We start from the raw sequence: 23728 nt of genomic DNA, 5'->3' as shown, positions 1-23728 counted from the left end.
ATTTTATATCCCATAAAATAGCGGCGCAAAGCGCCACTATTTTATGGTGTAGTCGATACTGTCAAAACTTGCGGAGGCGTAGCATCCGCAGGATAGAGAAAATCAAACTGGACTACACGGCGATCGCTTGGGGGCATCTTTAAAGTAACTAAAGGTTTGCCACGCTCACCACGCCGCATCATTAGATGCACATAGCGAGTTTGGGCTAACCCCTTGTCATCACGGAATCTGACCCGCACCGAACCTCGGAAAAAGACATCATCGGGTAATGGCTCAAAAAACTGCAAACCACCAACGGGCTTATCGTATTTGATCGGATTTTGGAAAGAGAGAACCACTGTTTGCGTCTCGCTAGTCGGATTGTGCAAAGGCATGGTCAGGTTATACTGCACACCGTAATTGCCATGCGCTGAATAGGCGGTGTCGGGATAGCGAACCTTAAGGGGGGCTGTCTGTACTTGTCCTGTTCCCATCGTGCCGTATTGCAGCAAGCTCAATCCATAGGAATAGGATTCACCACGTTTAGGAATAGCAAGATCATTACTATCCTTATCGGTTAGATTCCCAAACCATTGTGAACCAAGTTGAACACCAGCGACACGGCTATATTCAAAGGAACCTTCTGTTAAATCTGGCGGCGTAGGCACGACATCGCGAGGCTTGGCAAGTTCACCAGTTTTGAGAATGTTCTCCCATTCAGATAAAGTGGGAGCGCGTTCGGTTCCATCAGGATTAAGACGGGCATAAAGAGAGAGTGTTGCAACATAGACTTTGCCATCACTGCGTAAACGCGACAAACCCGATCGCCCATTTAAGGGAGGATCTAATTCCTTAACGGGAATTGGCACATTCATCAACATGCGGCTTTGCTTGGGCGGAATCACAATTTGAGCAGGAAAGATGTCCTGACGACGACCGCGCAAAATATCGAGCATAGCGCGATCGCCTGGACCACGATAGGTTTCACCGTTATTATTCAAGGAATAGTTGGGTGCATCATAAAAAGGTGCATCAGGCTGACTGAGATAACTTGCCCCTTGCAACACATCAATGGTTACAGGTTTATCGGTGGGGTTATAGGCGATCGCACCAATATACAAAGTTCTTAAATCCTTTGGTGGTGGCGCTTTAGAAATATGGTGGGTAAATACATCAAAGCGACCTTGAAAGGGAAAGTTTAAATGTGCCTTGGGATGCGCCATCCCTTCAGGGGGAAAAGCAGATAGCAAAATCCCTTCCGTTTGTACAATTTCGGGACTATTGCTATTAAACATCGGCACTTCGTCAAGACTGCCCATGAGAGGACGCATTTCTTGGCGATCCAAAATAATTTGGCGTTGATTTGGGGCTTGGGCGATTTTGTTAACTGTATTAACTGAATTAGTTTCTACAGCGCTATGTAGCCCTGCGGGATTAGTCAATAACGATATTAAAAAAGCTGTCAACATAGGCTATTGATCCAACTCAGACGATCTTACTTACCTGATACTGCCATGAAAAAAGCATCAGTAGTCGCAAAAGTTGCGATCGCAATGCCAATTCCCAGAGAAATCATTGCCTTTCGTAAAAATACAGTACGCGCTTCTTTATAGGCTTGCAGATCACTAATTTGCTGCATCCAAGTATTAGTAATCGCTGTTTGCAAGCTTTCGTTTTTTTGCATTAATACATCAGGTGACAGCCCTGTAGTCGCCACTTTACGTGGATAGAGTCCTAATACAGCAAAGGCGATCGCGATCGCAAGAGCAACACAGGCGGAAAGTTTGAGGCTCAAATAGAGGAAGTACAAATGGGCTTGTTCAGGCTTGACGTAGATCTGAAAGGTGGAAGTAACGCGCAAGCCGAGCAGCAACAAAGCGCTAATTTCCATGACACCAGAGAGCTTAGTTCCCAAGGTGTCAACTCCGTGCTGGGCTTGCTCTAGGCAAAACTTAGTGTATTCGTAAAGAAAATTTTGCTGGTCTTCCATATTCTCACCACTTGGTTTTAACGTAAGCCTCTCTAACGGAGTTTGGTCTTGTTTAAGACTCTTCTGTAATTTGCAAGCGAATCGTTCGTCCTGATTGATCATTCCCAATTTGCACGGCAATATTAGAACTAGCCAGAGAATCAAGAGAATTGAGCAAATCAATTAAGTTGGGAGTACTTGCACCTGCTTCTACATATAGCTGATCGGCGGACATTGAGACTCGTTTCCATGTGCTGTAGAGTTTTGCGATCGCCTGTTCGAGTTGTGAGGCTTGGCTAACGAGATCCGATGCAAGCTTGAGACATCCGATGCGTAGGGCTTCTTCGAGGGCAAGATCGATATTTACAGAACGCTGCGTAATTGCTTGGACTTGACTAGTATTCGATAGATATTTAGTTAACCTTTGAGCATCAGCAGTGACTAGTTTAATATTGTCTAGATCAGAACCATCCGCGATCGCCTGTTTGATCGGCACTTGATAAGCTTCGGGCAATTTATCAATTTCGCGCACCAATGGAGCCACATATCTTGTGGGGATTGTATGGGCAGCAACCTTCTCTTTTAAATCATCGGGAAGATGATCGGAACTCATGGCAGTCCATTCATCAGAAAGTTGACGTACCTCACGACGGGTAATCTTTTCGCCATTTCGAGCCGCATCGACAATTAGTTGCTGCACTTCAGGAGCCGCTTGGGAAGTTTCCAGAAAGGCGCGCTTACTGAACTGTCGAATATCATCGGCATCTAGCTGACCATCAGCCATGAGCGTATCTGCACTATTCGCTAGTTGAATCCATGAATAGGCTTGAGATTTACTAATTTCGCGTTCTTGTAGCCATTTCAAAAAGCCCGTGCCGCGACCTTCACCATTTGCCTTTTCGCGATCGCGCACAGTTCGCAAAATTCTGCCGCGCCAAATATCTGTTTGTAAATCAAAGCGATCGCATACTTGCCATGCTTGATCAACTTCTGCGAGAAATTGCCCTTCCGCTAAACCTTCATCATTTGGATCGGGTAAGGACAGCGAAAAATCTGTGGGATCGATATTGTTTAAGGATTCATTAGTAATGGATTCGACAGAGATAGATTCGAGCACAGATTCACTAACAGACACGGGCAACCTTTCAATTAAGTAACGGAGGAAATCGCTTTTGATCAGCATACAGCGCTTTGCGCTGACTTAAAACCCAAAAAATTTTTGAAAGCAGCGCTTCGCGCTGCTTTCAAAAATTTTTTGGGTTTTAGTAGTTTAACGAATTTGGAAATTGATAAACAAACAGCTTAAAAAGGTGAGCTGGGCAGTTAGTAAAAACATATAGATAACGGCGCGTTTTTGGAAAATCGTTAAGATCAAACCGATCGCTTTGAGATCGATCGTCGGTCCAAATACCAAAAAGGCCAGCAACGAGCCACCTGTAAAAGTTGACGCAAAGGATAGGGCAAAAAATGCATCCACAGTTGAGCAAATGGAAACGATCGCCGCCAAAATCATCATGGATATAATCGAGCTAACTTGCCCCTGTCCCAAACTGAGAATAATATCGCGGGGAACCCATACCTGAATGATCGCCGCGATCGCACTACCAAACACCAAAATCGCGCCTAATTCGCGCATTTCTGCAAGGGTATTGTCTAACAATAGATTTAAGCGATCGGGCAAAGATTTCGTAATAATTTGATTGCTTTCAGTGTTGTAGCCTGATAAATCTAAAGGCTGACTACGATCTTCCCCTAAGAAAAATGTCCCCGTAGGTACAGCACCAGCTTTAACTTTCGATGCAGGCAAAGCGATCGCAATATTTGGCTGCAAAATCGGACGTAAATCTTTTTGAGCGCTAAATATCATTGATACGATCGCCGCATTTGCTAAGGATAAAACTACCCGCAGCACAGCAATTTCAGGCTGGTCGCGAAATGCTGTCCAAGTTGCCCAAATTACCACAGGATTAATCGTTGGAGCCGCCAGCAAAAAACTAACTGCAACCGATATGGGTGCGCCTTGAGAGATCAATCGCCTTGCCACAGGTACATTGCCACACTCACACACAGGAAACATAAACCCAAGTAAACTACCTGCTAATGCACCTAAAAATGGATTTTTGGGTAAGATCTTAATCAGTTTGCGCTCATCTACAAATATCAGCAAAGCTCCAGATAGCAAAACTCCCATCATCAAAAATGGAATTGCTTCAACGAGGAGACTCAAAAACAAAGTAAAAGCGCTGAGAAGTTGGTTCATAGGTGAGCTAGTAGCAATATTTGCCGTTAACAAGATCAATCTAAAAACTGCATGAAATTCTCAAGCAGATAGACAATCTCACTTTCATCCCATTGATCGAATTTCAGAATGACGGCGATCGCTATATTAATAGTTATCCTTAGTCTTTGAACGTAATTTGCTGGGAACTTGAAAAAACAAACCGATTAGAGCTACTACACATTGAATTTTCATCGGTAAAATTTAATGCCAAAATCTTACTGAAATTATTTTTAGCCTACAGTAATCTCCCAATGCTTTGTGGCAAAGCGCACCAAGAGTACACTCTTCTACAAAAACAAACATCTACAAACAAGCAAACTACTGTAGATTTGCTGAAGTTTTAAAACTGCGGAGATTTTAGCCAATGTAATTTCTATAATGAGTGTTGCAGGCTCTGCTCGTAAAATGTAATGTTAATACAGCTAACCTTTGGGCTTGTTGTAATGGGTAACGGGACTAGACAACGTACTAATGCTTAATAGGACACCCGATATGAATGGATCGCAGCCACCCCAAACACCCAAAATCCCTAACACTTCAAGAGTTACACCGCCAAAGCTTGAAGACTATCGGATTCCTGTATCTCCGGGGTATGCCCTTCCAGAAGATCGCCATATCATGTCTGCTCCTGAGCTAGGGGGAGAGTCAGCCATACTTGCTGAGTTTGATGCGGCAGCTCGGTCTGATCATTTTTCCATTGCTTTACAAAAAATAATTCGTTGTCGAGAAAATGTTGTACCTGCATTGCTCGATCGCTTAGAAAGTGATGAGGTTGCTACTTCTAAAAAAGCAGCGATCGCCTTGGGATACTTGCGATCGCCTCTAGCTATTACCCCTCTCATTGAGGCTACTAAAAATCCCCATCGCCAAATATGTTGGCAGGCTGCCTCAGCCCTGAGTTGGATCGGCAGCACCGAAGCAATTAGTGCCTTAATCAGCCTATTACATCACCCATCAATTCAAGTCCAAGCTGCGGCTGCAAAAGCGTTAGGAAGGGCTAGCTTGCCTGCGGTCTCCCCTTTAGTTGATGCCCTTAAATACAGTGATGATATTGTCAAAGTCCATGCGGCGCATTCCCTCGGTCAAATCAGCTCACCTCTAGCGGTTACCAGCTTGATCGAATCTCTCAAACATGGTAGTAAATCCGTCCGTTTTGAGGCAGCTTGGGCATTAGGACAGATTAAATCTCCCTTATCGGCACATCCCCTCGCCAGCTTACTAACCGAGAATGATATTAGTGTGCAATCTCAAGCTGTCCAAGCTCTAAAAAATATTGGTATTCCTGCGATCGCCCCTGTTGCCCAAATGCTGAAAAACCCTTCTAGTCATACCCGCAGTGTTGCCGCTCGCACATTGGGTCAGATTGGGATGGAAGAAGTTGTACCATTACTGGCTAAAGTCCTAAAAGAGGATGAATATGCTTATGTGCGCTGTGATGCTGCCGCTGCTTTGGGGGAAATCGGAACTCATGATGCCGTCTTTTATCTTTCGCAATCTCTAAAAGATCCAGACCGTTCAGTACGCAATGCCGTAGAGAGAGCTTTAGCCCATATCAATTCACCTGAAGCACAGGAAATTTTACACAGTCATAGACACACGATCGCCATACCTAGTTATTCTGTATCAAATCTTCGAGATTTTGGAGACGAGTCAGACTTTACAACAATTCAATGTTAATTTAGGGATACCGTACAAAGCATCACCACCTTAAATTAATTGGTAGTGCTAAATAGGTAAGGACGGGCGGCGCGAAGCGCCGCCCGTCCTTACCTAGCAATTTCATAAATGATTTAGGATTACTATATAGAGTATACCAATCTAGTGAAGTAGAGGGTTCCGCCAAAGGTGGGGACACAACCCTCTGTACCTCGCTTGCTTGAAAAGCGCTATAAGTAGGTAGACTTAATTAAATATAAAAACCTAAAATTTTCGCCACCTGTGCCGCAGGTTTTAGATCTGAGTTTTAATTATTCTGAGTTACTTAGAGAAAAACAACAAGTTATATAGCTGAAAAAATTCATGTCTATTCAAGTCTATGGCATTCCCAGTTGTGGGACTTGCAAAAAGGCGATCGCTTGGTTAGATAATCAAGCGATCGCCTATGAATTTATCAATACCAAAGATTTTCCACCATCTAGAACCATGATCGCCGAATGGGTAAATGCCTTAGGGGAAAGGACAATGCGAAATACTTCGGGACAATCTTACCGATCACTTGGCAATGAAAAGGAAACATGGTCACATATCCAATGGATCGAAGCCTATGCCAAGGATCCCATGCTTCTCAAGCGACCTCTATTTGTCAAAGATGGTGTAGCGATCACTGTGGGATTTAGAAATCCTGAAGAAGTCAAACAAAAGTTAATCTAAAGTAAGTAACTTAGCCAAACCCAAATAGTTGATTCGCCCACTACGTGAGCGAATCAACTTGGATTGCTATAAGATCTTTCATGCTAAAGATTGATAGTAATTCTCAAAGTGCTTAACGTATATTTAGGGAAAGGATACTTTTTGTTTCCTACTCCCAAGTATTTAGCAATATCTACTTGAAAAAATAAACTTAGCCATAAGTAAAAGAAAATGAATCAAAGACTAAAGCGATGGGAATCCCCACGCAAAGAAGGTAGAAATGATAAGGGTAAAGGTGGTTCAGCACGCCACAGGCAAAAAAGAAAGCAATTTCAAATGCTTCGTCAAAAATTAAAAGCACAGCAAAAAGGAGATGGCGATCGCCATCTCCTTTTTTATTTTTATATGCTTAAAAAGACAACGCAAAACGTTGTCTTTTTTGTTAGTGCGTAACTACAGGAACTTGTTTGGCAAAATCTGCATCACCGACTTCATGAAAATCAGTCTCGCCAAAAATAGCTGTCTCAAACTTATAATGCTTAAACTCTAAAATGTTGCCTGAATTATCTGCCAAGAAAAAAGTGCGATGCTCTAAAGGCGTATCCACAAAGCGAACTTTGGGTTTTTGATAAAACTTAAGACGCTTATCATGCACTTTTTCTAACAAAGCCATCCAGTTACTTTCAGAATAGAAAACTAAGCCGAAATGACGAGGATAAATCCCACGTTGTGCTTCGAGTGAATCGTGAACAACATGTGCTACCAACTGGTGTCCGTACAAACTCATGATCAGTGAGTCATTTGACTCGCGTCCCGCCAGACAGCCCAAACCATCAATGTAAAAAGCTTTAGTGCTTGGAATATCCTTAACGGGAAATGCGAGATGAAAGAGGATCTTTGTCATGGTGCAGTATTTTCTAGCATAAGTTTGGTGCGCTTGAGCTTATCAGGAACTTCAATCGGATATTTTCCTGTAAAACAAGCCGTGCAAAAATGCGTGGTATCAATCTCTGTCGCCTTTAACATTGCGTCGTGACTGAGATACGCAAGCGTATCAACCTCAATCTGCTTAGCGATCGCATCAACAGAATTGTGCGAGGCAATCAAATGATCTTGCGAGTCCGTATCAATACCATAAAAACAAGGGTGAGTAACAGGCGGTGAAGAAATACGCATATGTACTTCAATTGCACCAGCCTCACGCAATGCTCTTACTATTTTACGACTCGTGGTTCCTCTTACGATCGAATCATCGATCACAATTACCCGTTTACCCTGCAAAACATCCTTGAGCGTATTCAGCTTCATGCGGATGCCAGACTCCCGCATTGCCTGAGTTGGCTGGATAAAAGTGCGTCCCACATAACGGTTTTTGATCAAAGCCTCACCATAAGGAATCCCTGACTCGCGGGAAAACCCAATCGCCGCAGGAATGCCCGAATCAGGCACACCGATCACAATATCCGCTTCCACAAAACTTTCTTTCGCCAGCTCCCGACCAATTCGCAGTCTATAGGTATAAAGACTTTCATCATGCATGACACTATCAGGTCTTGCAAAATAGATCATCTCAAATACACAAAGCTTGGGTTTGGATTCTTCCCATTGCAAAGATTGAATCCCCTTTTCCATTGTGATAATGACAAGTTCCCCTGGAAGAACCTCCCGCACGTATTCTGCGCCAATAATATCTAATCCACAGGTCTCTGACGACAATACATAAGAGCCATCGGGAGTCTTGCCAATTACTAGGGGACGCACACCATAGGCATCTCGTGCACCAACGATTGCATTAGGAATTGCCATCACTAAGCTAAAAGCTCCATGACATCTCCGCAAAGCTGTAACAATCGCCTCTTGCCAATCTTTGCCTTCTTCCACTGCCTCTCCGACGGCAAAGGCGATACCTTCGGAGTCAGTGGTTGATTCGAGGGCATGACCTTGAGCAGAAAGCTCACCGCGTAGCTCCGTAGCATTTACCAAGTTGCCATTATGGGCAAGGGAAAAATCTCCAAGGCGAGTAGTTACCACAATAGGCTGAGCATTGCACACCTTACTCGAACCTGTGGTGGAGTAGCGATTATGCCCGATCGCCAAAGCCCCTTTCATTTCTGACAAAATAGTCTCATTGAAAATCTGTGAGACCAATCCCATCGCCTTATAGGTATGGGTTATACCGCGATCGTCATAGACTGTAATTCCTGCGGATTCTTGCCCACGGTGCTGTAGGGCATATAGTCCAAAATATACAAGTTTTGCAACATCCCCCTCGGCTGCTAGAACCCCGAAAACTCCGCAGGCTTCCTGTGGTTTATCAGTCTCAATATTATTGAAATCATTAGAGTTAGACTCAGTATCATTATCGATATCTAGATCATTAAGATCATGATGATTAAGAAATTTGATAGGCATCTCATCAGCAAAAACAGAATGGTCTGGCAGCATAGCAGTTATACGCAGTACGTTAGTGGGGTAGAGGAGAAAAGCCCATGCTTAGATCGTACCAGTGTTAAGCATTTCTTAACCAAAATTAGTAAATGAATTACTCTCAGAACTTGTTTTGTCCCAATTCTGTGAAGGGTGCTCAAACTTTACAGGGATAAAATCTAATCCCAGCAAGGTTTTCAGATTTAGAGAATGATATTGTCATTCTCTAAATCTGTATGAATAGCTTCCATCAGTCTTTTTAGGTAATGCGAGTTCGGGATAATTTGAAACGGGCTTTGAGATAGGGTTTGCTACGCAAACCCTATCTCAAAGCCTAAAAGTAAAAGCCTTGCTTAGCAAGGCTTTTACTTTTAGGCTTTTAAAATTTGCCAGCTTAACCAGAACTGACGTTAGGTAATAAAACGTGATTTCGTTACGGCTATTTGCGTCGTACTTCATAAAACAGGAAATGGTAAGAATCGCTTGGCGATTCTTACCATTTCCTGTTTTTATCGAACTGATCTTAATAAAGGCAATCATCTAAAAAATGCAAGTCGGAGCAGTCCAACAGCTTACATCCTTTAAGATATAGCAAAGTAAGTTTTGCTTACCCAAGAGATGAGTGGCGGCGCTTTGCGTCGCCACTCATCTCTTGGGTTTTGTTTTGTATTAAATTCAAATTTAACGGATTGTGCTGTAGTAGTCTTAGAGTCATTAAAAATGCTATGGCATTTAACCTTGATTTAAGAGGAGTCACATCATTATGAATGCGAACGGTTTAGAGGCAGTTCTACAAAAAGACTATGAAGTCAATGTTGAAAAATATTTTCGCAAAGGTTGGGCAACACTTCAGCCATGTTTTGGCCCGATGGTGGGGTTTTTCTTAGTAACTTGTTTGATTAATGTAGTCTTAGCTTTCATTCCTGTCGTAGGACAAATCGCTTCTGCGTTAATCAGTGCACCTTTAGGTGCTGGCTATACCTTTGTTGTATTAGCCATTTTGAGGGGACAGTCCTTTGAGTTTAATGATTTTTTTAAAGGGTTGAGCAATAAGTATTTCTTACAGTTATTTCTCATTTCACTAATTGGCGGTTTGCTAATTGCTTTAGGATTTCTGCTCCTATTGATTCCTGGTATTTATCTATCTGTTAGCTATGTGTTTGCAGTGCAGTTTGCTGTTGATTGGGATTTAGAATTTTTTCAGGCTTTAGAAGCAAGTCGCAAGTTGGTTTCGAGACAATGGCTACAAGTATTTGTACTCCTCATTTTGATTGGACTAATGAATATATTGGGAGTGCTTTTACTAGGTGTGGGTATTTTTGTGACTGCGCCCCTAAGCATCTGCATTATTGTCTCTTTGTATAACGATATTGCTGGCAATACTTTTAGCAGTGCAACGGAAGAAATATAATTATTGTCTCTCAAGCAAACTTATTTACTAAGTAGCTCGGCATAGTTATAAATAAAACGCATATTCCTGTACCGTCCGCTTAGCGGACGGTACAGGAATATGCGTTTTAAGTTTACTTATGCTTGACTACATTAATAGGATCGAGAGGCAAAGACTCTTAATCCTATTAAGTAGTCAAAGACCAGAAGAGAGTGGCGGCGCTTCTCACCACCACTCTCTTCTGGTCTTTGACTGAGTATATTTTGATGGAAGTAAAGCGAATCAAGATCCATAATTTGATCTTATGAAAACTTAATATGACTCATTTAGTCTTCTTATAGGTTTGGTGACAGTCTGCCCTGTAAACTTAGTTACGAGGTTGTGTAGTAAGGCACAACTAAACTTAATTTAGTTTTCTGTTTCTAGAAAATTTCTAGAATATAGCAAAAAAATTAATAGTTACAAAATTTAGATAAAGTAGGGATTCCTAAACATGGATAGTACAATCAGCCTTGAGATTATTGAGGTCGTTGAACAGGCTGCGATCGCATCTTCTAAGTTCATGGGCTTGGGCAAGAAAGACGAAGCCGACGAAGCCGCAGTTGAAGCAATGCGCGAACGCATGAACAAAATTCATATGCGTGGACGCATCGTTATTGGTGAAGGTGAGCGGGACGAGGCTCCTATGCTATACATCGGTGAAGAAGTTGGGATTTGCACTCAGCCTAATGCTTCCGAATTCTGCACTATCGAAGAATTACAAGAAATTGATATTGCTGTTGACCCATGTGAAGGTACTAACCTTGTTGCTTATGGTCAAAATGGCTCAATGGCAGTTTTGGCAATTTCTGAGCGTGGTGGTTTATTCCAAGCGCCAGACTTTTATATGGACAAACTAGCTGCACCTCCTGCGGCAAAGGGTCACGTAGATATCCGCAAAACCCCTACCGAAAATCTGAAAATCTTATCCGAATGTCTAGATCGTGCGATCGATGAGTTGGTCGTAGTAGTTATGGATCGTCCTCGTCACAAAGGCTTGATCTCCGAAATCCGTGCCGCAGGTGCTCGTGTACGTTTGATCAGTGATGGTGACGTATCTGCTGCAATTTGCTGTGGTTTTGCTGGGACAAACATTCACGCTTTGATGGGTATTGGTGCTGCTCCTGAAGGTGTTATTTCCGCAGCAGCTATGCGTTGCTTAGGTGGACATTTCCAAGGTCGTCTGATTTATGATCCAGCCGAAGTTAATACCCCCGAAAGCGAAAAGTGGACTCGTGAAGGTAATATTGCACGTCTAACAGAAATGGGAATTAAAGATCCTGATAAGGTCTATGATGCCCATGAATTGGCTTGTGGTAAGGATGTATTGTTTGCTGGTTGTGGTATTACACCAGGGACTTTGATGGAAGGCGTGCGCTTCTTTGGCGGTGGTTGCCGTACTCAATCTTTGGTTATCTCCACTCAATCAAAAACTGCTCGTTTCGTTGATACCATTCACTTGACCAGCGACAAGCCTAAGACCATTAATCTTCGCTAACGTTTCTTTTAGTGTCCACTTTTGATGGGCGCTCATGAAATTAAAAACAAGGGGCTTAAGCCCCTTGTTTTTTGTGTGTACATTAAGGAAAGTTAAGGAGTAATAAGTACCTACTGCACTGGTAGCTATCTCCTGATAAGCTCATCCAATAAGATAATTATTTCCAGTCCTAAATAAGAAACGCATTTACGATATGAATATTGCAGTTGTTGGCTTGAGTCATAAAACGGCGACTGTGGAAGTACGGGAAAAGTTGAGTATCCCCGAAGATCGCATGGAAGCGGCGATCGCTCAACTAATGAGCTATCCGAGTATCGAAGAAGCTGCCATCTTAAGCACCTGTAACCGCTTAGAGTTGTATGTAGTCACTAGCGAAGCCGAAAGTGGCATTCGTGAGATTATGCAGTTTCTGTCGGAATTTAGCCAACTACCTCTACAGTACCTTCGTCGCTATCTGTTTATTCTGCTCCGTCAAGATGCGGTGACTCACTTGATGCGAGTTGCTTCAGGTTTAGATAGTCTCGTGCTTGGTGAAGGACAAATTCTCGCACAGGTCAAAAATACCCATCGTCTCGCCCAACAGCATAACGGTGCAGGTCGCATTCTCAACCAACTTTTTAAACAAGCTCTATCAGCAGGTAAACGAGTTCGGACTGAAACCGAAATTGGTACAGGTGCTGTCTCGATCAGTTCGGCGGCAGTGGAGCTTGCTCAAATCAAGCTAAAAGATCTATCGGATAAGCACACTACGATTATTGGTGCTGGCAAAATGTCGCGCCTGTTAGTTAAGCATTTAATCTCTAAAGGGGCGCAAAAAATCGCGATCGTTAATCGATCGCGATCGCGTGCTGAAGCAATGCTCAAGGAATTTGAAGCGAGCGGTGCTCAGTTTGATATTCATCCCCTTGAGCAGATGTTTGACTGTGTTGCAGTTTCTGACTTAGTCTTTACCAGCACAGCTTCGACTGAAGTGATTATCAGCCGTAAGCATCTTGAAGAAATCTCCCCAAATCACACTGGTTTGACACTGGTAGATATTTCTGTACCTCGCAATATTAGTTCTGACGTAAATGAGTTAGCAAATACTAAGGCTTACAATGTTGATGATCTGCAAGCGGTAGTAGCGGAAAACCAAGAGAGCCGTCGTCAAATGGCAATGCAGGCAGAGATTTTGCTGGAAGGTTGTGTAGCCGAATTTGATCTATGGTGGCGATCGCTCGAGACTGTTCCTACGATCAGCAAGCTGCGCCAAAAGATGGAAATTATCCGTGAACAGGAGATGGAAAAAGCCCTATCTCGCCTTGGCAATGACTTTGCCGACAAGCATCAAGATGTGATCGAGAGTATGACTCGTGGCATCATCAACAAAATTCTGCATGATCCAATGGTGCAGTTACGCGCTCAACAGGATATCGAATCGCGGCGTAAAGCAATGCAAATGCTCCAAATCTTATTTGATCTAGATTCACCCTCTAGCCAACTAAAAGAAGGTTAAACAAAGCCGCCCTAGGGCGGCTTTGTTCTTATATAGCTGTCGCCAGTCATGTTAGGACAAAAGCAGAACCCCAAAGAGAGTTGCGGTGCAAAGCACCGCAACTCTCTTTGGGGTTTTACGTCCTGATATACTTGGCGGCAGCTATAGATATCCCTAAATTTCTTGCCTAAAGAATGATTGTGTTTCCGTCGTCCGCTAAAGTAAACTTTTGTTAACACATTTAAAAACTCTTTTAAAAAATCAAAGGTAAGGCAATGGGTGCAACTAAGGCGACGGGATTTGCTAGCGGTTCGGGTGCTCAAAAGAAAAAGAAGAAAGCACCAAACAAACGTGAGCTTGCCGCAAACAAATATGATGAGATGAAGGACAAGGGTTTACCTGAATTCAATATTTTTGTACGCATCAAGGGGAAGGAATGGGTTCCTGCGGGTTCAATGGCAGTAGAACGTAGTAATCTCATTAGTCGCGCTATTTTCCAACAAGAAGCAGAATTATTGAAAGGAGCAATTCGCCTATATCCTGTTTTGCGGAAGTTCAAAGATGATTTGGAATATGGCTATCGTCTGAAGGAGTTTCCTGATGAAGAAATTACAGTTGCAGTTTTACCCGATCCTACTATTGGCGATAAGGTCAAGTATGCTTTCACTAAGGCTAAGGAATATTTCAATAACGTAACCAAGAAACCAGCAGTCAAATAGATCATCAAAACTGGAAGTTATGTCGCCCTACTACATAGGCAGCATAACCTCCAGTTTTGTGTTTTAAATATATTGAACGATCTATCTAATACATTTTCAATTTAAGCAATAGCCCTGTAATAAATTAACGTCAGTTCGACGAAGGCGAAAAATGGCAAAAATCGCTAAGCGATTTTTGCCATTTTTCGCCCTTTGTGCGGAGCTTCGCTCCGCACAAAGGGCGTTATCGAATTCACGTTAAATTACGGGCTGAAAGCTTAAACCCATTGAAAAGGGTTGATCATAGGAGTTCTTTAGTCTGCTTTAGGTGACTTTAGATTTTAGCCAAGAACTTGATTTCTTGGTTATTTTGCTTTAGTTCATTTTAAAATGATTGAGGCGAATTAATTAAGAGATACCCCGATCATTTATTGCTACTGCATTAAAGTAAGTTATTCCTAAATATAATCAATGAATCTATGAAAGATATTTATAAGTATTGGATTCACAAACTAATTCTGACATTGGCGATCGCATTAGGAGCTAATGCTACATTGCTAGCAATTTCCCGTGATACTTTGGGAGCTTTGACAAAAAATCTAGCACTTCAAGCGATCGCTGCCGAGCCAGTTGAATTAACGGCTGAATCTCAAAAGTTACTTGGTAAATGGAAACTTACAACATTAGGTGGTGATTCAGAATCACTCACAGTTCTATTTACACCCGAAGGTAGTCTTTATCTGATTAATCCCACCAAAAAGACAGCAGTTAAAGCGGAATATCAAATTAATTCCTTGAATGGACAGACATACCTAGATGTTTTTCAAGGTAGCTTTGGCTCTCGAACAACTTTCTCCATTAATGCCAAAGGACAACTGATTCTCCAGCAATTGTTTATGCCTGCAATCATGCAGCAAATGTACTATGGCTCTAGTACAACCAATCTAGTCGGCAATATATTGATGCCAAATATACTTCTATTGAAGCGTATTTCTAATGACACAAAACTGGATGCAGATTTGGATTTCCCTGAGGCAGTTCCTTTATCTTCTCTTGCATGGCAAAGTGAAGCCAAATCTTATGTGGGGGCAATGACTCGTGCTCATCAAGCCTTTTTTGTAGAGCAAGGGTATTTTACTAACAAACTGGATGATTTGAAGATAGGCATCAACAATGAGTCGGAGAATTACAAATATCAAATTGTAGTTCTAGATAACAAACAGGCAGTACAACATATTGCTTTGGCTAAAAAAGATTTCTTAAAATCCTATACCAGCTTAGTTTATATCAAGCTAGTTCCTGAATCTAAGGATGTGACAACAGTGACACTGCTCTGTGAAAGTCAAAAGCCAACCCGCAAATCACCACCCAAATTTAAACCAAGTACAAATCCAACATGTCCTGAAGGATATGTTGATCCTTTACGCAAGTAATCAAGGTAAGTGGAAATAGCTACCTCGATTACCCTATTATTAAGAAGATAAGAGTTATTAAGAGAATGCCGAAAAAAGTCTTTATTACGGGTGCGAGTGGTTGTGTTGGTCATTATTTGATCGAGGAGCTTTTAGAGAAAACTGATTATGAGTTATATCTACTGGTACGCGATCGCCGTAAATTGCAAATTGACCTGAGCGATCGCCCTAATGTCCATATCATTGAAGACTCAATGCAGAACATTGGTAATCACAAAGACTTACTCCGCACAATGGAATTTGTAGTCAGTACTGCCGCAGGGTGGGGCGGAGAAGAAGCCTTCATCGTTAATCGTGACAAAACCATTGAATTATTTTCTTCTCTCGATCCACAGGTCTGTGAACGTGCGATCTATTTCTCCACAGCTAGCATTCTCGATTCCCATAATCAGATTATTCCTGAAGCAGGAAAATTTGGTACAGATTACATCGCTTCCAAACATGCCTGTTTGGAGACTTTAGAGAATTCTACTATTCGCGATCGCCTAATTACCGTATTCCCTACCCTTGTTTTTGGCGGCGCTCCTGATAAGCCCTATTCTCATCTTTCCAAGGGACTCAAAGATATTCTCAAATATGTTCCCTACGCGAGATTTCTCAAAACCGATGGAAGTTTCCATTTTGTCCATGCAAGTGATATTTCCCAAATTGTTACCCACTTGCTCACTGCTCCAGCGATTCCTACATCTCCCGCTCGTTTAGTTTTGGGAATGCAGCGCTTAACTACTCAAGATTTGGTAGCTCAGTTTTGTGAATTTTTGAATTTGAAAGTTGGCTGGCAATTTGAACTTACGCCTTTTCTAGTTGATACGATTATTAAACTCTTCCGTATTGAAGTTGCCGATTGGGATCGTTTCTGCATAGCCCAAAGGCATTTCACCTATGATGTGGTCTCTCCCGAAACCTTCGGTTTAGTCTCTAAATATCCCCGTTTAGCAAATCTACTCATAGAAGTCAAATAGAAAAAGATGGTACAAAGTACCGCCTTTTTCTATTTAACGTCAGTTCGGATTAAGCTGGCAAATTTTAAAAGCCCAAAAGTAAAAGCCTTGCTAAGCAAGGCTTTTACTTTTGGGCTTTTAGAGAGGGCTTGCTACGCAAGCCCTCTCTAAAAGCCCGTTTCAAATTATCCCGAAATCGCGTTATTTAACGAAAGCGCGATCGCCAAATTCTTTGATATTCAGCGTCATTTAAACCACCTGAAGTATTTAAATTATTCTCTTGGATAGCTTGATTAAGAGCGCTAATACGTTCACCTGTTGCTGGATGCGTACTTAAAAAGGAAGGAGCGCCACCACCGTTACTGGCACTAGCTAACTTTTGCATGAAGGCGGGCATCGCTCTTGCTGCAAATCCAGCCCTAGTAATATTAATCAAACCTCGGCGATCGGCATCAAACTCGGCTTCACGGCTATTTGGCAAGCGTAACGCTAGATTTACGCCAATGCCTACTAAACGATCATCAGCAACCCCAGCAATAGTGGCAATACCTTGAGCGATCGCCATTTGTTTCATTTGTTCTAGGGCATGACGACCTGCAATATGTCCCATTTCGTGACCGATGACGCTGGCTAGCTGTGCCACATTATCAGAGGCAGCGATTGTACCTGTATTGATGTACACAAACCCGCCCATCGTCGCAAAGGCATTGAGATTTTTGTCATCAACTACACGAAAGGTATAGGGAATATTCGGGCGATCGCTCGTTGGTACGAGAATCTGACCTAAGCGACTAACCAGAGCATTTGCCGCAGGGTCACGACTAATCCTCACCTCTTGCTGAATTTGACCGTCGATTTGTCTACCAAGGGCAACTTCGTCATTATCCCCAATGCTAGAAAGCTGAATGATCTGGATAGCCGAAGGTAAAACACGAAATAAATCAGATAGGTCAAAAGCTTTAACAGCAAAAGGATTGAGCGTAACTGCTAATAGCAAAGACATCAGGCAGACAGTGACGAATTTCCAGTAATGCTGAAGTCTTGAACCAATCAATTTTGATATTGACAACTTGGCGATCGATGTTTTCATATTTACAGTTACCTCAAGCTTTACTTAGCTCATATCCACTTAACTTACGCACAATATCCAAAAAATATATCCCCACCATCAGCCCCAACTCATGAAGCTGGAATTACTAGACTTAGAGTAATCATAACCTTGCAGCTTAGATTGTTAATTATCTGCGGATTCCAAAATGATGACGTAAAACCTATAGAAAAAGTTGCAAAAAAAATGAGATGAGGTTTGCAGGATCTCAACCATTTTTGGTAACTTCTACTATAATTAAATATATTGAATCAATATTTGCCACTATAAATCTGTCCCCAAAGCCCGATTTACACAATTCTCCCAACCTGTAGTTCAAAATAGATGAACAGCACAAAGCGATGCTCATCCTAAAACCTACAATCTCGCCTACCTGCAAATACTAGTAAATATTAATTTAGTGAGGCAAACCGTGTTTCTCACCGCTCCTAAAGCTGAACAACTTAGCGATCGCCAACTTTCCCAGAATGCCATTCCTCAAGACCTATTTACAGCGATCGCTGATCTTAAAAAGGAACTGAATGCGGTTATTTTGGCTCATTATTACCAAGATCCCGATCTCCAAGATATCGCTGACTATATCGGCGATTCTCTAGGGCTATCTCAAGCTGCGGTCAATTGTCAAGCAGATGTGATTGTATTTCTGGGTGTACATTTCATGGCAGAAACCGCCAAGATTTTGAATCCTAATAAGTTAGTTTTGCTCCCCGATCTCGATGCAGGCTGCTCACTTGCCGATAGTTGTCCTCCTGATCGCTTTGCAGCTTTTAAAGCTGAACATCCCGATCATTTGGTGATTTCCTACATAAACTGCTCAGCAGAAATCAAAGCCCTGAGCGATATTATTTGTACTAGTTCCAATGCTGTCGAGATCGTTAATCAAATTCCTAAGGATCAGCCGATCATCTTTGCGCCCGATCGCAATCTGGGGCGTTATGTCAGCGAACAAACAGGACGCGATCTCCTCCTTTGGGATGGTGCTTGCATGGTGCATGAAATCTTTTCTGAGCGCAAGTTAGTAGAACTAAAAATCAGTCATCCTCAAGCCGATATCATCGCCCACCCTGAATGTGAAGCCAATGTATTGCGTCATGCCGACTTTATTGGTTCGACTACAGGCCTGTTGAAATATGTGCAGAAAAGCGATCGCCAAGAATTTATCGTAGTCACAGAATCTGGTGTAATTCACCAAATGCAAAAGGCAACTCCATTTAAAAAATTTATCCCCGCACCACCAACAAGTAATTGCGCCTGCAATGAATGTCCCTACATGCGTCTCAACACCCTAGAGAAGGTATATCTCGCCATGAAAAATCGTTCCCCCGAAATCATTCTTGATGAAACTATTCGTCAAGCGGCTCTCAAACCCATGCAACGGATGCTAGAAATGTCAATTTAAGCAGGAAAATCCCAACATTACGAGGATTTCCCTGTCTAGAGTGGCTTTCATTTATAGAGATTAAGATTTTCTTTGAGAGCAAACTGTTTGTATTGGTGATGATTTTCCATTAATTCATCTAACAACTTTTGCACTAAGTTCCAATCGGCAAAGCCATGACGGGTTTCAGCAATAATTTGTTGGCGGAGGGTTCTGACTCTTTGAAGATTATCTTGCGTCATGTTTTTTATGTCATTCCAGCACTCATTAATTTATCGCTCTTGTTAAAGAATATTTAGTATCGTAGAACTCAAAAACTAAAATAAATATACAAATCATGATATAAAAGCATTTTTGTCATACACATTAAATTTACATGTTGCAGGGAATGATTTGTATATGGATTAATGATAAGTAGAGGTCTATACGGGATGCCCTACTACAAACATCACCTTGGATTGCCGATGCAATGGCATACTGAGAAAAGACAAGCATTTATTTTGATCTCTTTTTATCTCTAGGCAGGAAACCTCATTAATGCTGATGTACACAGTCGAAATCACCCTCAAAAATAATCCGATCGCTTTGTCCGTACAGCGCAAGGAACAAGAAAACGCCGAATCTCTTTATCGTGAGATTGCCAATGCGATCAACAACGGTCACCCCAAGATTTTGGAATTAACCTGCGAAAAACAAGAAGGCAAAAAGGTCTCAGTACTTGTGAGTGAAATCTCAGCCGCGCAGGTTTCCGAAAAATCAGGCTCCTCGGCAAATCTCGGTGCAGGTTTTGTACGCGGCTAACCTTTAAACTATTAGGGGGAGTTTTTGCACTCCCCTATAGCTCTTTCCTAACTTGCATATTTGCATTACTAGCCATTTAACCAATGCCCATTGAATCCGTTACCACTGCTGCCATTAGTGTTCGCGAGCTTTCCTTTGCGTGGGCATCGGGCGAGACCGTTCTTGATCGCTGTACTTTGTCTGTCCCTAAAGGGGAATTTTGGATGCTACTGGGGACAAATGGCAGTGGCAAATCAACTTTACTAAGGCTATTAGCGGGATTGCTCAAGCCCAAGTCGGGGGAAATTGAAATTAGTGATCGCGTGGGGTTTGTCTTTCAAAATCCTGATCACCAACTGGTCATGCCTACAGTCGGGGCAGATATCGCCTTTGGACTAGTATCCGAAAAGTTGTCCTATATTGAAACACTGCATCGAGTTAAAGAATCTCTCAGTGCTGTCAATCTCTCCCAAATGCTCCGTCGTCCCATTTATGCTCTCAGTGGGGGGCAGAAACAACGGGTAGCGATCGCTGGTGCGATCGCTCGACATGCAGAAGTCTTACTACTTGATGAACCAACGGCATTATTAGATGGTGAAAATCAGATCGATCTAGTTGCCTCGGTGCGCGATCTCGTCAAGCAAAAAAATCTTACAGCCCTATGGGTGACCCATCGCCTAAATGAACTTGACTATGCTGATGGAGCATTTTTATTAGAGCAGGGGCAAGTCATCGATAAAGGCGACCCCATGCGCTTAAAACAAGTGTTATTAGAACGCAGTTAAATTAACGGGAGTCCTAATTGTAAGGAAGGACGGTGCGAAGCACCGTCCTTCCTTACAATTAGGGTTTGGTATGATAGAGATCCTTGATCTTGATAGCGTTCTCAACAAACCTCATGGCACTGTTCGACATTCGTACCCCTTGGCAACCTACCGCCGATCAACCCAAAGCGATCGCCCAACTGCTCGATGGTTTACAGAAAGGAATGCGTTATCAAACCCTACTGGGCGCAACGGGTACTGGCAAAACGATGACCGTCGCCAATGCGATCGCCAAATATCAAAAGCCCACTTTAGTGCTAGCCCATAACAAGACCTTAGCGGCGCAGCTATGTAATGAATTGCGCGAATTCTTTCCCAATAATGCCGTTGAATATTTCATTAGTTATTACGACTACTATCAGCCAGAGGCATATATTCCCGTTACCGATACCTACATTGAGAAGACTGCTTCAATTAATGACGAAATTGATATGCTACGCCACTCCGCCACGCGATCACTGTTTGAGCGTAAAGATGTAATTGTGGTCGCCTCCGTAAGCTGCATCTATGGTTTAGGAATTCCAGAGGAATATCTCAAGGCTTCGATTCCGCTAGCAGTGGGTGTGGAATATGATCAAAGGGAATTGCTAAAAGCTTTAACCAACGTGCAGTATGAGCGCAATGATATTGAGCTAGGTCGAGGTAAATTCCGTGTCAAGGGAGACATTTTAGAAATTGGACCTGCCTACGAAGATCGCACCATTCGCGTAGAATTTTTTGGCGATGAGATTGAAGCAATTCGCTATGTCGATCCTGTGACGGGTGAGATTTTGCAAAGTATGGAAGCTCTGAATATCTATCCTGCAAGGCACTTTGTCACCCCTGCTGATCGCTTAGAAATTGCCTGTGCAGATATTAAAGCAGAACTCGAAGAACGTCTCGAAGAATTAACTAACGCAGGAAAATTGCTAGAAGCTCAACGTCTAGAACAACGTACAAAGTATGATTTGGAACTACTACAAGAAGTGGGTTTCTGTAATGGCGTAGAGAACTATTCACGGCATCTCGCAGGACGGCAAGCGGGAGAGTCTCCAGCCTGTCTAGTAGACTATTTTCCCAAGGATGATTGGTTATTGATTGTCGATGAGTCTCACGTTTCTATACCGCAAATTAGAGGAATGTATAATGGCGATCGCGCAAGGAAAATGACGCTGATCGATCATGGCTTCCGTTTGCCCAGTGCAGCGGACAATCGACCTCTCAAGGCTGATGAATTTTGGGATATGGTCAAGCAATGTATTTTTGTTTCCGCCACCCCCGGAGATTGGGAAATGGAAGTTTCAGAACAAGTAGTTGAGCAGATCATCAGACCCACAGGCGTAGTCGATCCTGAGATATTTGTGCGTCCAACTGAGGGACAAGTTGACGATCTCTATCATGAGATTCAATTGCGAATTAAGCGCAAGGAACGGGTCTTAATTACAACCCTAACTAAGAAAATGGCGGAGGATTTGACTACCTATTTTCAAGAGCGAAATCTATCGGTGCGATATCTCCATTCCGACATCAAATCTATTGAACGAATTGAAATCCTGCAAGCTCTGCGAAAAGGAGAGTTTGATGTTCTGATCGGAGTGAACTTGTTGCGGGAAGGTTTAGATTTGCCTGAAGTGTCACTGGTGGCGATTCTGGATGCAGATAAGGAAGGTTTTTTAAGAGCCGAGCGATCGCTAATTCAAACCATCGGACGGGCGGCGCGAAATGTGGCAGGACAGGTGATTATGTACGCTGATCGCTTGACTAACAGTATGGAAAAGGCAATTTCCGAAACGGAACGCCGCCGCCGCATTCAGATTAAATACAATGAAGACAATAATATTACGCCAAGGTCAATTGTGAAGTCGCTTGAAGGTAACGCGATTCTCGATTTTCTATCTGTTTCGCGCCGCCTCAATGAGCGTCAGCTTGAGTATGTGGTCAATAATGCGAAGGAGATTTCTCTAGATGACATTCCCGCGATCATCGAGCAGTTGGAAGCCCAAATGAAAGATGCTGCGAAGAAGCAGGAATTCGAGCAAGCTGCTGCTTTTCGCGACAAGATCAAGGCTCTACGCGATCGCTTAATCGGTAAAGCATAAATCCAGAAAACAAGATAAAATTTTAGGGAAAGTGAATTTAGAATATAGGAAGTTATTATGACTGGAGCAGAAATATTGAAGGTGATCTTTGATGGGGCGATTAAGGCAAGTGCTGGTGAACTTGCCAAGGGTGCGGTGGATTTGGCAAAGAAGGCTTGGGCAAAACTGAAGGCAAAATTTGCGGGTGAACCTGAGGCGATCAAGGCTTTGGAATCATCTGAGGCGAGTAAATCCGAGGCTGGCTTGCAAGAAAATGTTGTGCCATTTCTGGAAATTGAGAAACTGCGGAAGTCTGATTTTTGGAATGAGTTGGTGGCGGATGTGCAGCAAATCCAGCAGCAGATCAATACTGGCAATCAAAAGAATGTCTCACAGACAATTGATGCACGGGATAGTGCGACAGTGAAGGCGATCGCCAATATAGAAAATGCGAATACAATCAATTTAAGTTAATAAAAATATCAAGTGGAGTGTTTTGAAATGGTTACACTTGCAGCAGCACTTGAGGTTGTTGAACAACTATCGACAGAACAACAAGATATGTTGTTACAAATTATTCGCGATCGTCAGATTGAGCGTCGGCGCGATGAGATTGCTCAAAATGGACGGGAGGCACTAGCGGCGTATCAAGCTGGTGAATTAAAGTCTTACACAGCAGAAGAGGCGATCGCAGAATTACGCAATATGCTTGATGCGCCCGAATAATCTATGAGAAAGATTGTTTTTTCGCCAAAGTTTGGGCGTGCTTTGAGGCGATATGTTAAACGAAATCCTGAGCTAAAAAATCGCATAGAGAATGTGATTCAGCAAATGGAGTTAGATGTGTTTGCACCGAGTTTAGGTACACATCCTCTTAGGGGCAAGTTGGAAGGATTTCAGGCTTGTTCTTGCGGTTATGATTGTCGCATTGTCTTCAGCGTTGACTCAGAGGCGATCATTCTTATCGATATTGGTACTCATGATGAGGTTTATTGATGAAAGATGTCGAACAAAAAGTTGAGGCGGCGGAGCAGAGTAATGTCAATGAGATCGCTAATACAGAA

Annotated in this window: 24 protein-coding genes; 16 read left to right on the top strand and 8 right to left on the bottom strand. The window is 42.6% G+C overall.

What is annotated here, in order from left to right; genetic code table 11:
- Positions 1-41: 41 nt before the first annotated feature.
- From NMG48_RS18015 to NMG48_RS18000, 4 genes are all read right to left on the bottom strand, one after another.
- Positions 42-1448, bottom strand: coding sequence for a DUF3370 domain-containing protein (locus NMG48_RS18015; RefSeq protein ID WP_271252813.1), 1407 nt, complete (start codon positions 1446-1448; stop codon positions 42-44).
- A 26-nt stretch (positions 1449-1474) separates the two neighbouring features.
- Positions 1475-1969, bottom strand: coding sequence for a hypothetical protein (locus NMG48_RS18010; protein WP_271252812.1), 495 nt, complete (start codon positions 1967-1969; stop codon positions 1475-1477).
- A gap of 52 nt (positions 1970-2021) precedes the next feature.
- Complete coding sequence (locus NMG48_RS18005; RefSeq protein WP_271252811.1) at positions 2022-3131, bottom strand: hypothetical protein; 1110 nt, start codon at positions 3129-3131, stop codon at positions 2022-2024.
- An 87-nt stretch (positions 3132-3218) separates the two neighbouring features.
- Complete coding sequence (locus tag NMG48_RS18000; RefSeq protein ID WP_271252810.1) at positions 3219-4208, bottom strand: permease; 990 nt, start codon at positions 4206-4208, stop codon at positions 3219-3221.
- Positions 4209-4721: 513 nt separating this feature from the next.
- On the opposite strand from NMG48_RS18000, the gene NMG48_RS17995 reads away from it, so the two are divergent.
- From NMG48_RS17995 to NMG48_RS17985, 3 genes are all read left to right on the top strand, one after another.
- The gene (locus NMG48_RS17995; protein ID WP_271252809.1) at positions 4722-5906 is read left to right on the top strand and encodes a HEAT repeat domain-containing protein; all 1185 of its coding nucleotides are present in this window, start codon (positions 4722-4724) and stop codon (positions 5904-5906) included.
- Between the two features lie 342 nt (positions 5907-6248).
- The gene (locus NMG48_RS17990; RefSeq protein WP_271252808.1) at positions 6249-6599 is read left to right on the top strand and encodes a Spx/MgsR family RNA polymerase-binding regulatory protein; all 351 of its coding nucleotides are present in this window, start codon (positions 6249-6251) and stop codon (positions 6597-6599) included.
- A 210-nt stretch (positions 6600-6809) separates the two neighbouring features.
- A complete protein-coding gene (locus NMG48_RS17985) occupies positions 6810-7031 on the top strand; it encodes a hypothetical protein (RefSeq protein ID WP_271252807.1) in 222 nt (73 codons plus the stop codon).
- On the opposite strand, the gene NMG48_RS17980 is transcribed toward NMG48_RS17985, so the two are convergent.
- Both NMG48_RS17980 and purF read right to left on the bottom strand, forming a co-directional pair.
- Positions 7021-7482, bottom strand: a complete 462-nt coding sequence (locus NMG48_RS17980; RefSeq protein WP_126386552.1) for a VOC family protein — start codon at positions 7480-7482, stop codon at positions 7021-7023. The two genes, NMG48_RS17985 and NMG48_RS17980, sit on opposite strands and share 11 nt — an antisense overlap.
- On the bottom strand, positions 7479-9023 hold the full coding sequence (gene purF / locus NMG48_RS17975) for an amidophosphoribosyltransferase (RefSeq protein ID WP_271252806.1): 1545 nt from the start codon (positions 9021-9023) through the stop codon (positions 7479-7481). Before purF ends, NMG48_RS17980 begins: the two co-directional genes overlap by 4 nt.
- 745 nt (positions 9024-9768) lie before the next feature.
- Between purF and NMG48_RS17970 the strand changes: the two genes are divergently transcribed.
- The 6 genes from NMG48_RS17970 to NMG48_RS17945 all read left to right on the top strand — a co-directional run bounded on the left by NMG48_RS17970 (position 9769) and on the right by NMG48_RS17945 (position 16538).
- Positions 9769-10416: a hypothetical protein gene (locus tag NMG48_RS17970; RefSeq protein ID WP_271252805.1), complete on the top strand. Its 648-nt coding sequence runs from the start codon at positions 9769-9771 to the stop codon at positions 10414-10416.
- 472 nt (positions 10417-10888) lie between these two features.
- Complete coding sequence (gene glpX / locus NMG48_RS17965) at positions 10889-11932, top strand: class II fructose-bisphosphatase (protein WP_271252804.1); 1044 nt, start codon at positions 10889-10891, stop codon at positions 11930-11932.
- Positions 11933-12125: 193 nt separating this feature from the next.
- Positions 12126-13427, top strand: a complete 1302-nt coding sequence (locus tag NMG48_RS17960) for a glutamyl-tRNA reductase (RefSeq protein ID WP_271252803.1) — start codon at positions 12126-12128, stop codon at positions 13425-13427.
- 254 nt (positions 13428-13681) lie between these two features.
- Positions 13682-14125 carry an HHL1-like protein gene (locus NMG48_RS17955; RefSeq protein WP_271252802.1) on the top strand — a complete coding sequence of 148 codons (444 nt, stop codon included), beginning with the start codon at positions 13682-13684 and terminating at the stop codon, positions 14123-14125.
- Positions 14126-14583: 458 nt separating this feature from the next.
- A complete protein-coding gene (locus NMG48_RS17950; protein WP_271252801.1) occupies positions 14584-15537 on the top strand; it encodes a type IV pilin-like G/H family protein in 954 nt (317 codons plus the stop codon).
- A 65-nt stretch (positions 15538-15602) separates the two neighbouring features.
- On the top strand, positions 15603-16538 hold the full coding sequence (locus NMG48_RS17945) for an NAD-dependent epimerase/dehydratase family protein (protein WP_271252800.1): 936 nt from the start codon (positions 15603-15605) through the stop codon (positions 16536-16538).
- A 184-nt stretch (positions 16539-16722) separates the two neighbouring features.
- On the opposite strand, the gene NMG48_RS17940 is transcribed toward NMG48_RS17945, so the two are convergent.
- Positions 16723-17607, bottom strand: a complete 885-nt coding sequence (locus tag NMG48_RS17940) for a M48 family metallopeptidase (RefSeq protein WP_271252799.1) — start codon at positions 17605-17607, stop codon at positions 16723-16725.
- Positions 17608-18037: 430 nt separating this feature from the next.
- Between NMG48_RS17940 and nadA the strand changes: the two genes are divergently transcribed.
- Positions 18038-19024, top strand: coding sequence for a quinolinate synthase NadA (gene nadA, locus NMG48_RS17935; RefSeq protein ID WP_271252798.1), 987 nt, complete (start codon positions 18038-18040; stop codon positions 19022-19024).
- 47 nt (positions 19025-19071) lie between these two features.
- On the opposite strand, the gene NMG48_RS17930 is transcribed toward nadA, so the two are convergent.
- Positions 19072-19245, bottom strand: a complete 174-nt coding sequence (locus NMG48_RS17930; protein ID WP_271252797.1) for a hypothetical protein — start codon at positions 19243-19245, stop codon at positions 19072-19074.
- A 301-nt stretch (positions 19246-19546) separates the two neighbouring features.
- On the opposite strand from NMG48_RS17930, the gene NMG48_RS17925 reads away from it, so the two are divergent.
- From NMG48_RS17925 to NMG48_RS17900, 6 genes are all read left to right on the top strand, one after another.
- Positions 19547-19804, top strand: coding sequence for a hypothetical protein (locus NMG48_RS17925; protein ID WP_345961289.1), 258 nt, complete (start codon positions 19547-19549; stop codon positions 19802-19804).
- Positions 19805-19887: 83 nt separating this feature from the next.
- Positions 19888-20568, top strand: a complete 681-nt coding sequence (locus NMG48_RS17920) for an energy-coupling factor ABC transporter ATP-binding protein (protein WP_271252795.1) — start codon at positions 19888-19890, stop codon at positions 20566-20568.
- 113 nt (positions 20569-20681) lie between these two features.
- Complete coding sequence (uvrB, locus tag NMG48_RS17915; RefSeq protein ID WP_271252794.1) at positions 20682-22685, top strand: excinuclease ABC subunit UvrB; 2004 nt, start codon at positions 20682-20684, stop codon at positions 22683-22685.
- A gap of 57 nt (positions 22686-22742) precedes the next feature.
- Positions 22743-23138: a hypothetical protein gene (locus tag NMG48_RS17910; RefSeq protein WP_271252793.1), complete on the top strand. Its 396-nt coding sequence runs from the start codon at positions 22743-22745 to the stop codon at positions 23136-23138.
- A 27-nt stretch (positions 23139-23165) separates the two neighbouring features.
- Complete coding sequence (locus NMG48_RS17905; RefSeq protein WP_271252792.1) at positions 23166-23390, top strand: hypothetical protein; 225 nt, start codon at positions 23166-23168, stop codon at positions 23388-23390.
- Between the two features lie 3 nt (positions 23391-23393).
- Positions 23394-23660, top strand: coding sequence for a type II toxin-antitoxin system RelE/ParE family toxin (locus tag NMG48_RS17900; protein ID WP_271252791.1), 267 nt, complete (start codon positions 23394-23396; stop codon positions 23658-23660).
- Positions 23661-23728 lie beyond the last annotated feature (68 nt).

The sequence above is a fragment of the Pseudanabaena sp. Chao 1811 genome, from assembly GCF_027942295.1.
Taxonomy (GTDB): domain Bacteria; phylum Cyanobacteriota; class Cyanobacteriia; order Pseudanabaenales; family Pseudanabaenaceae; genus Pseudanabaena.
This window is presented reverse-complemented; position numbering and strand designations above follow the sequence as displayed.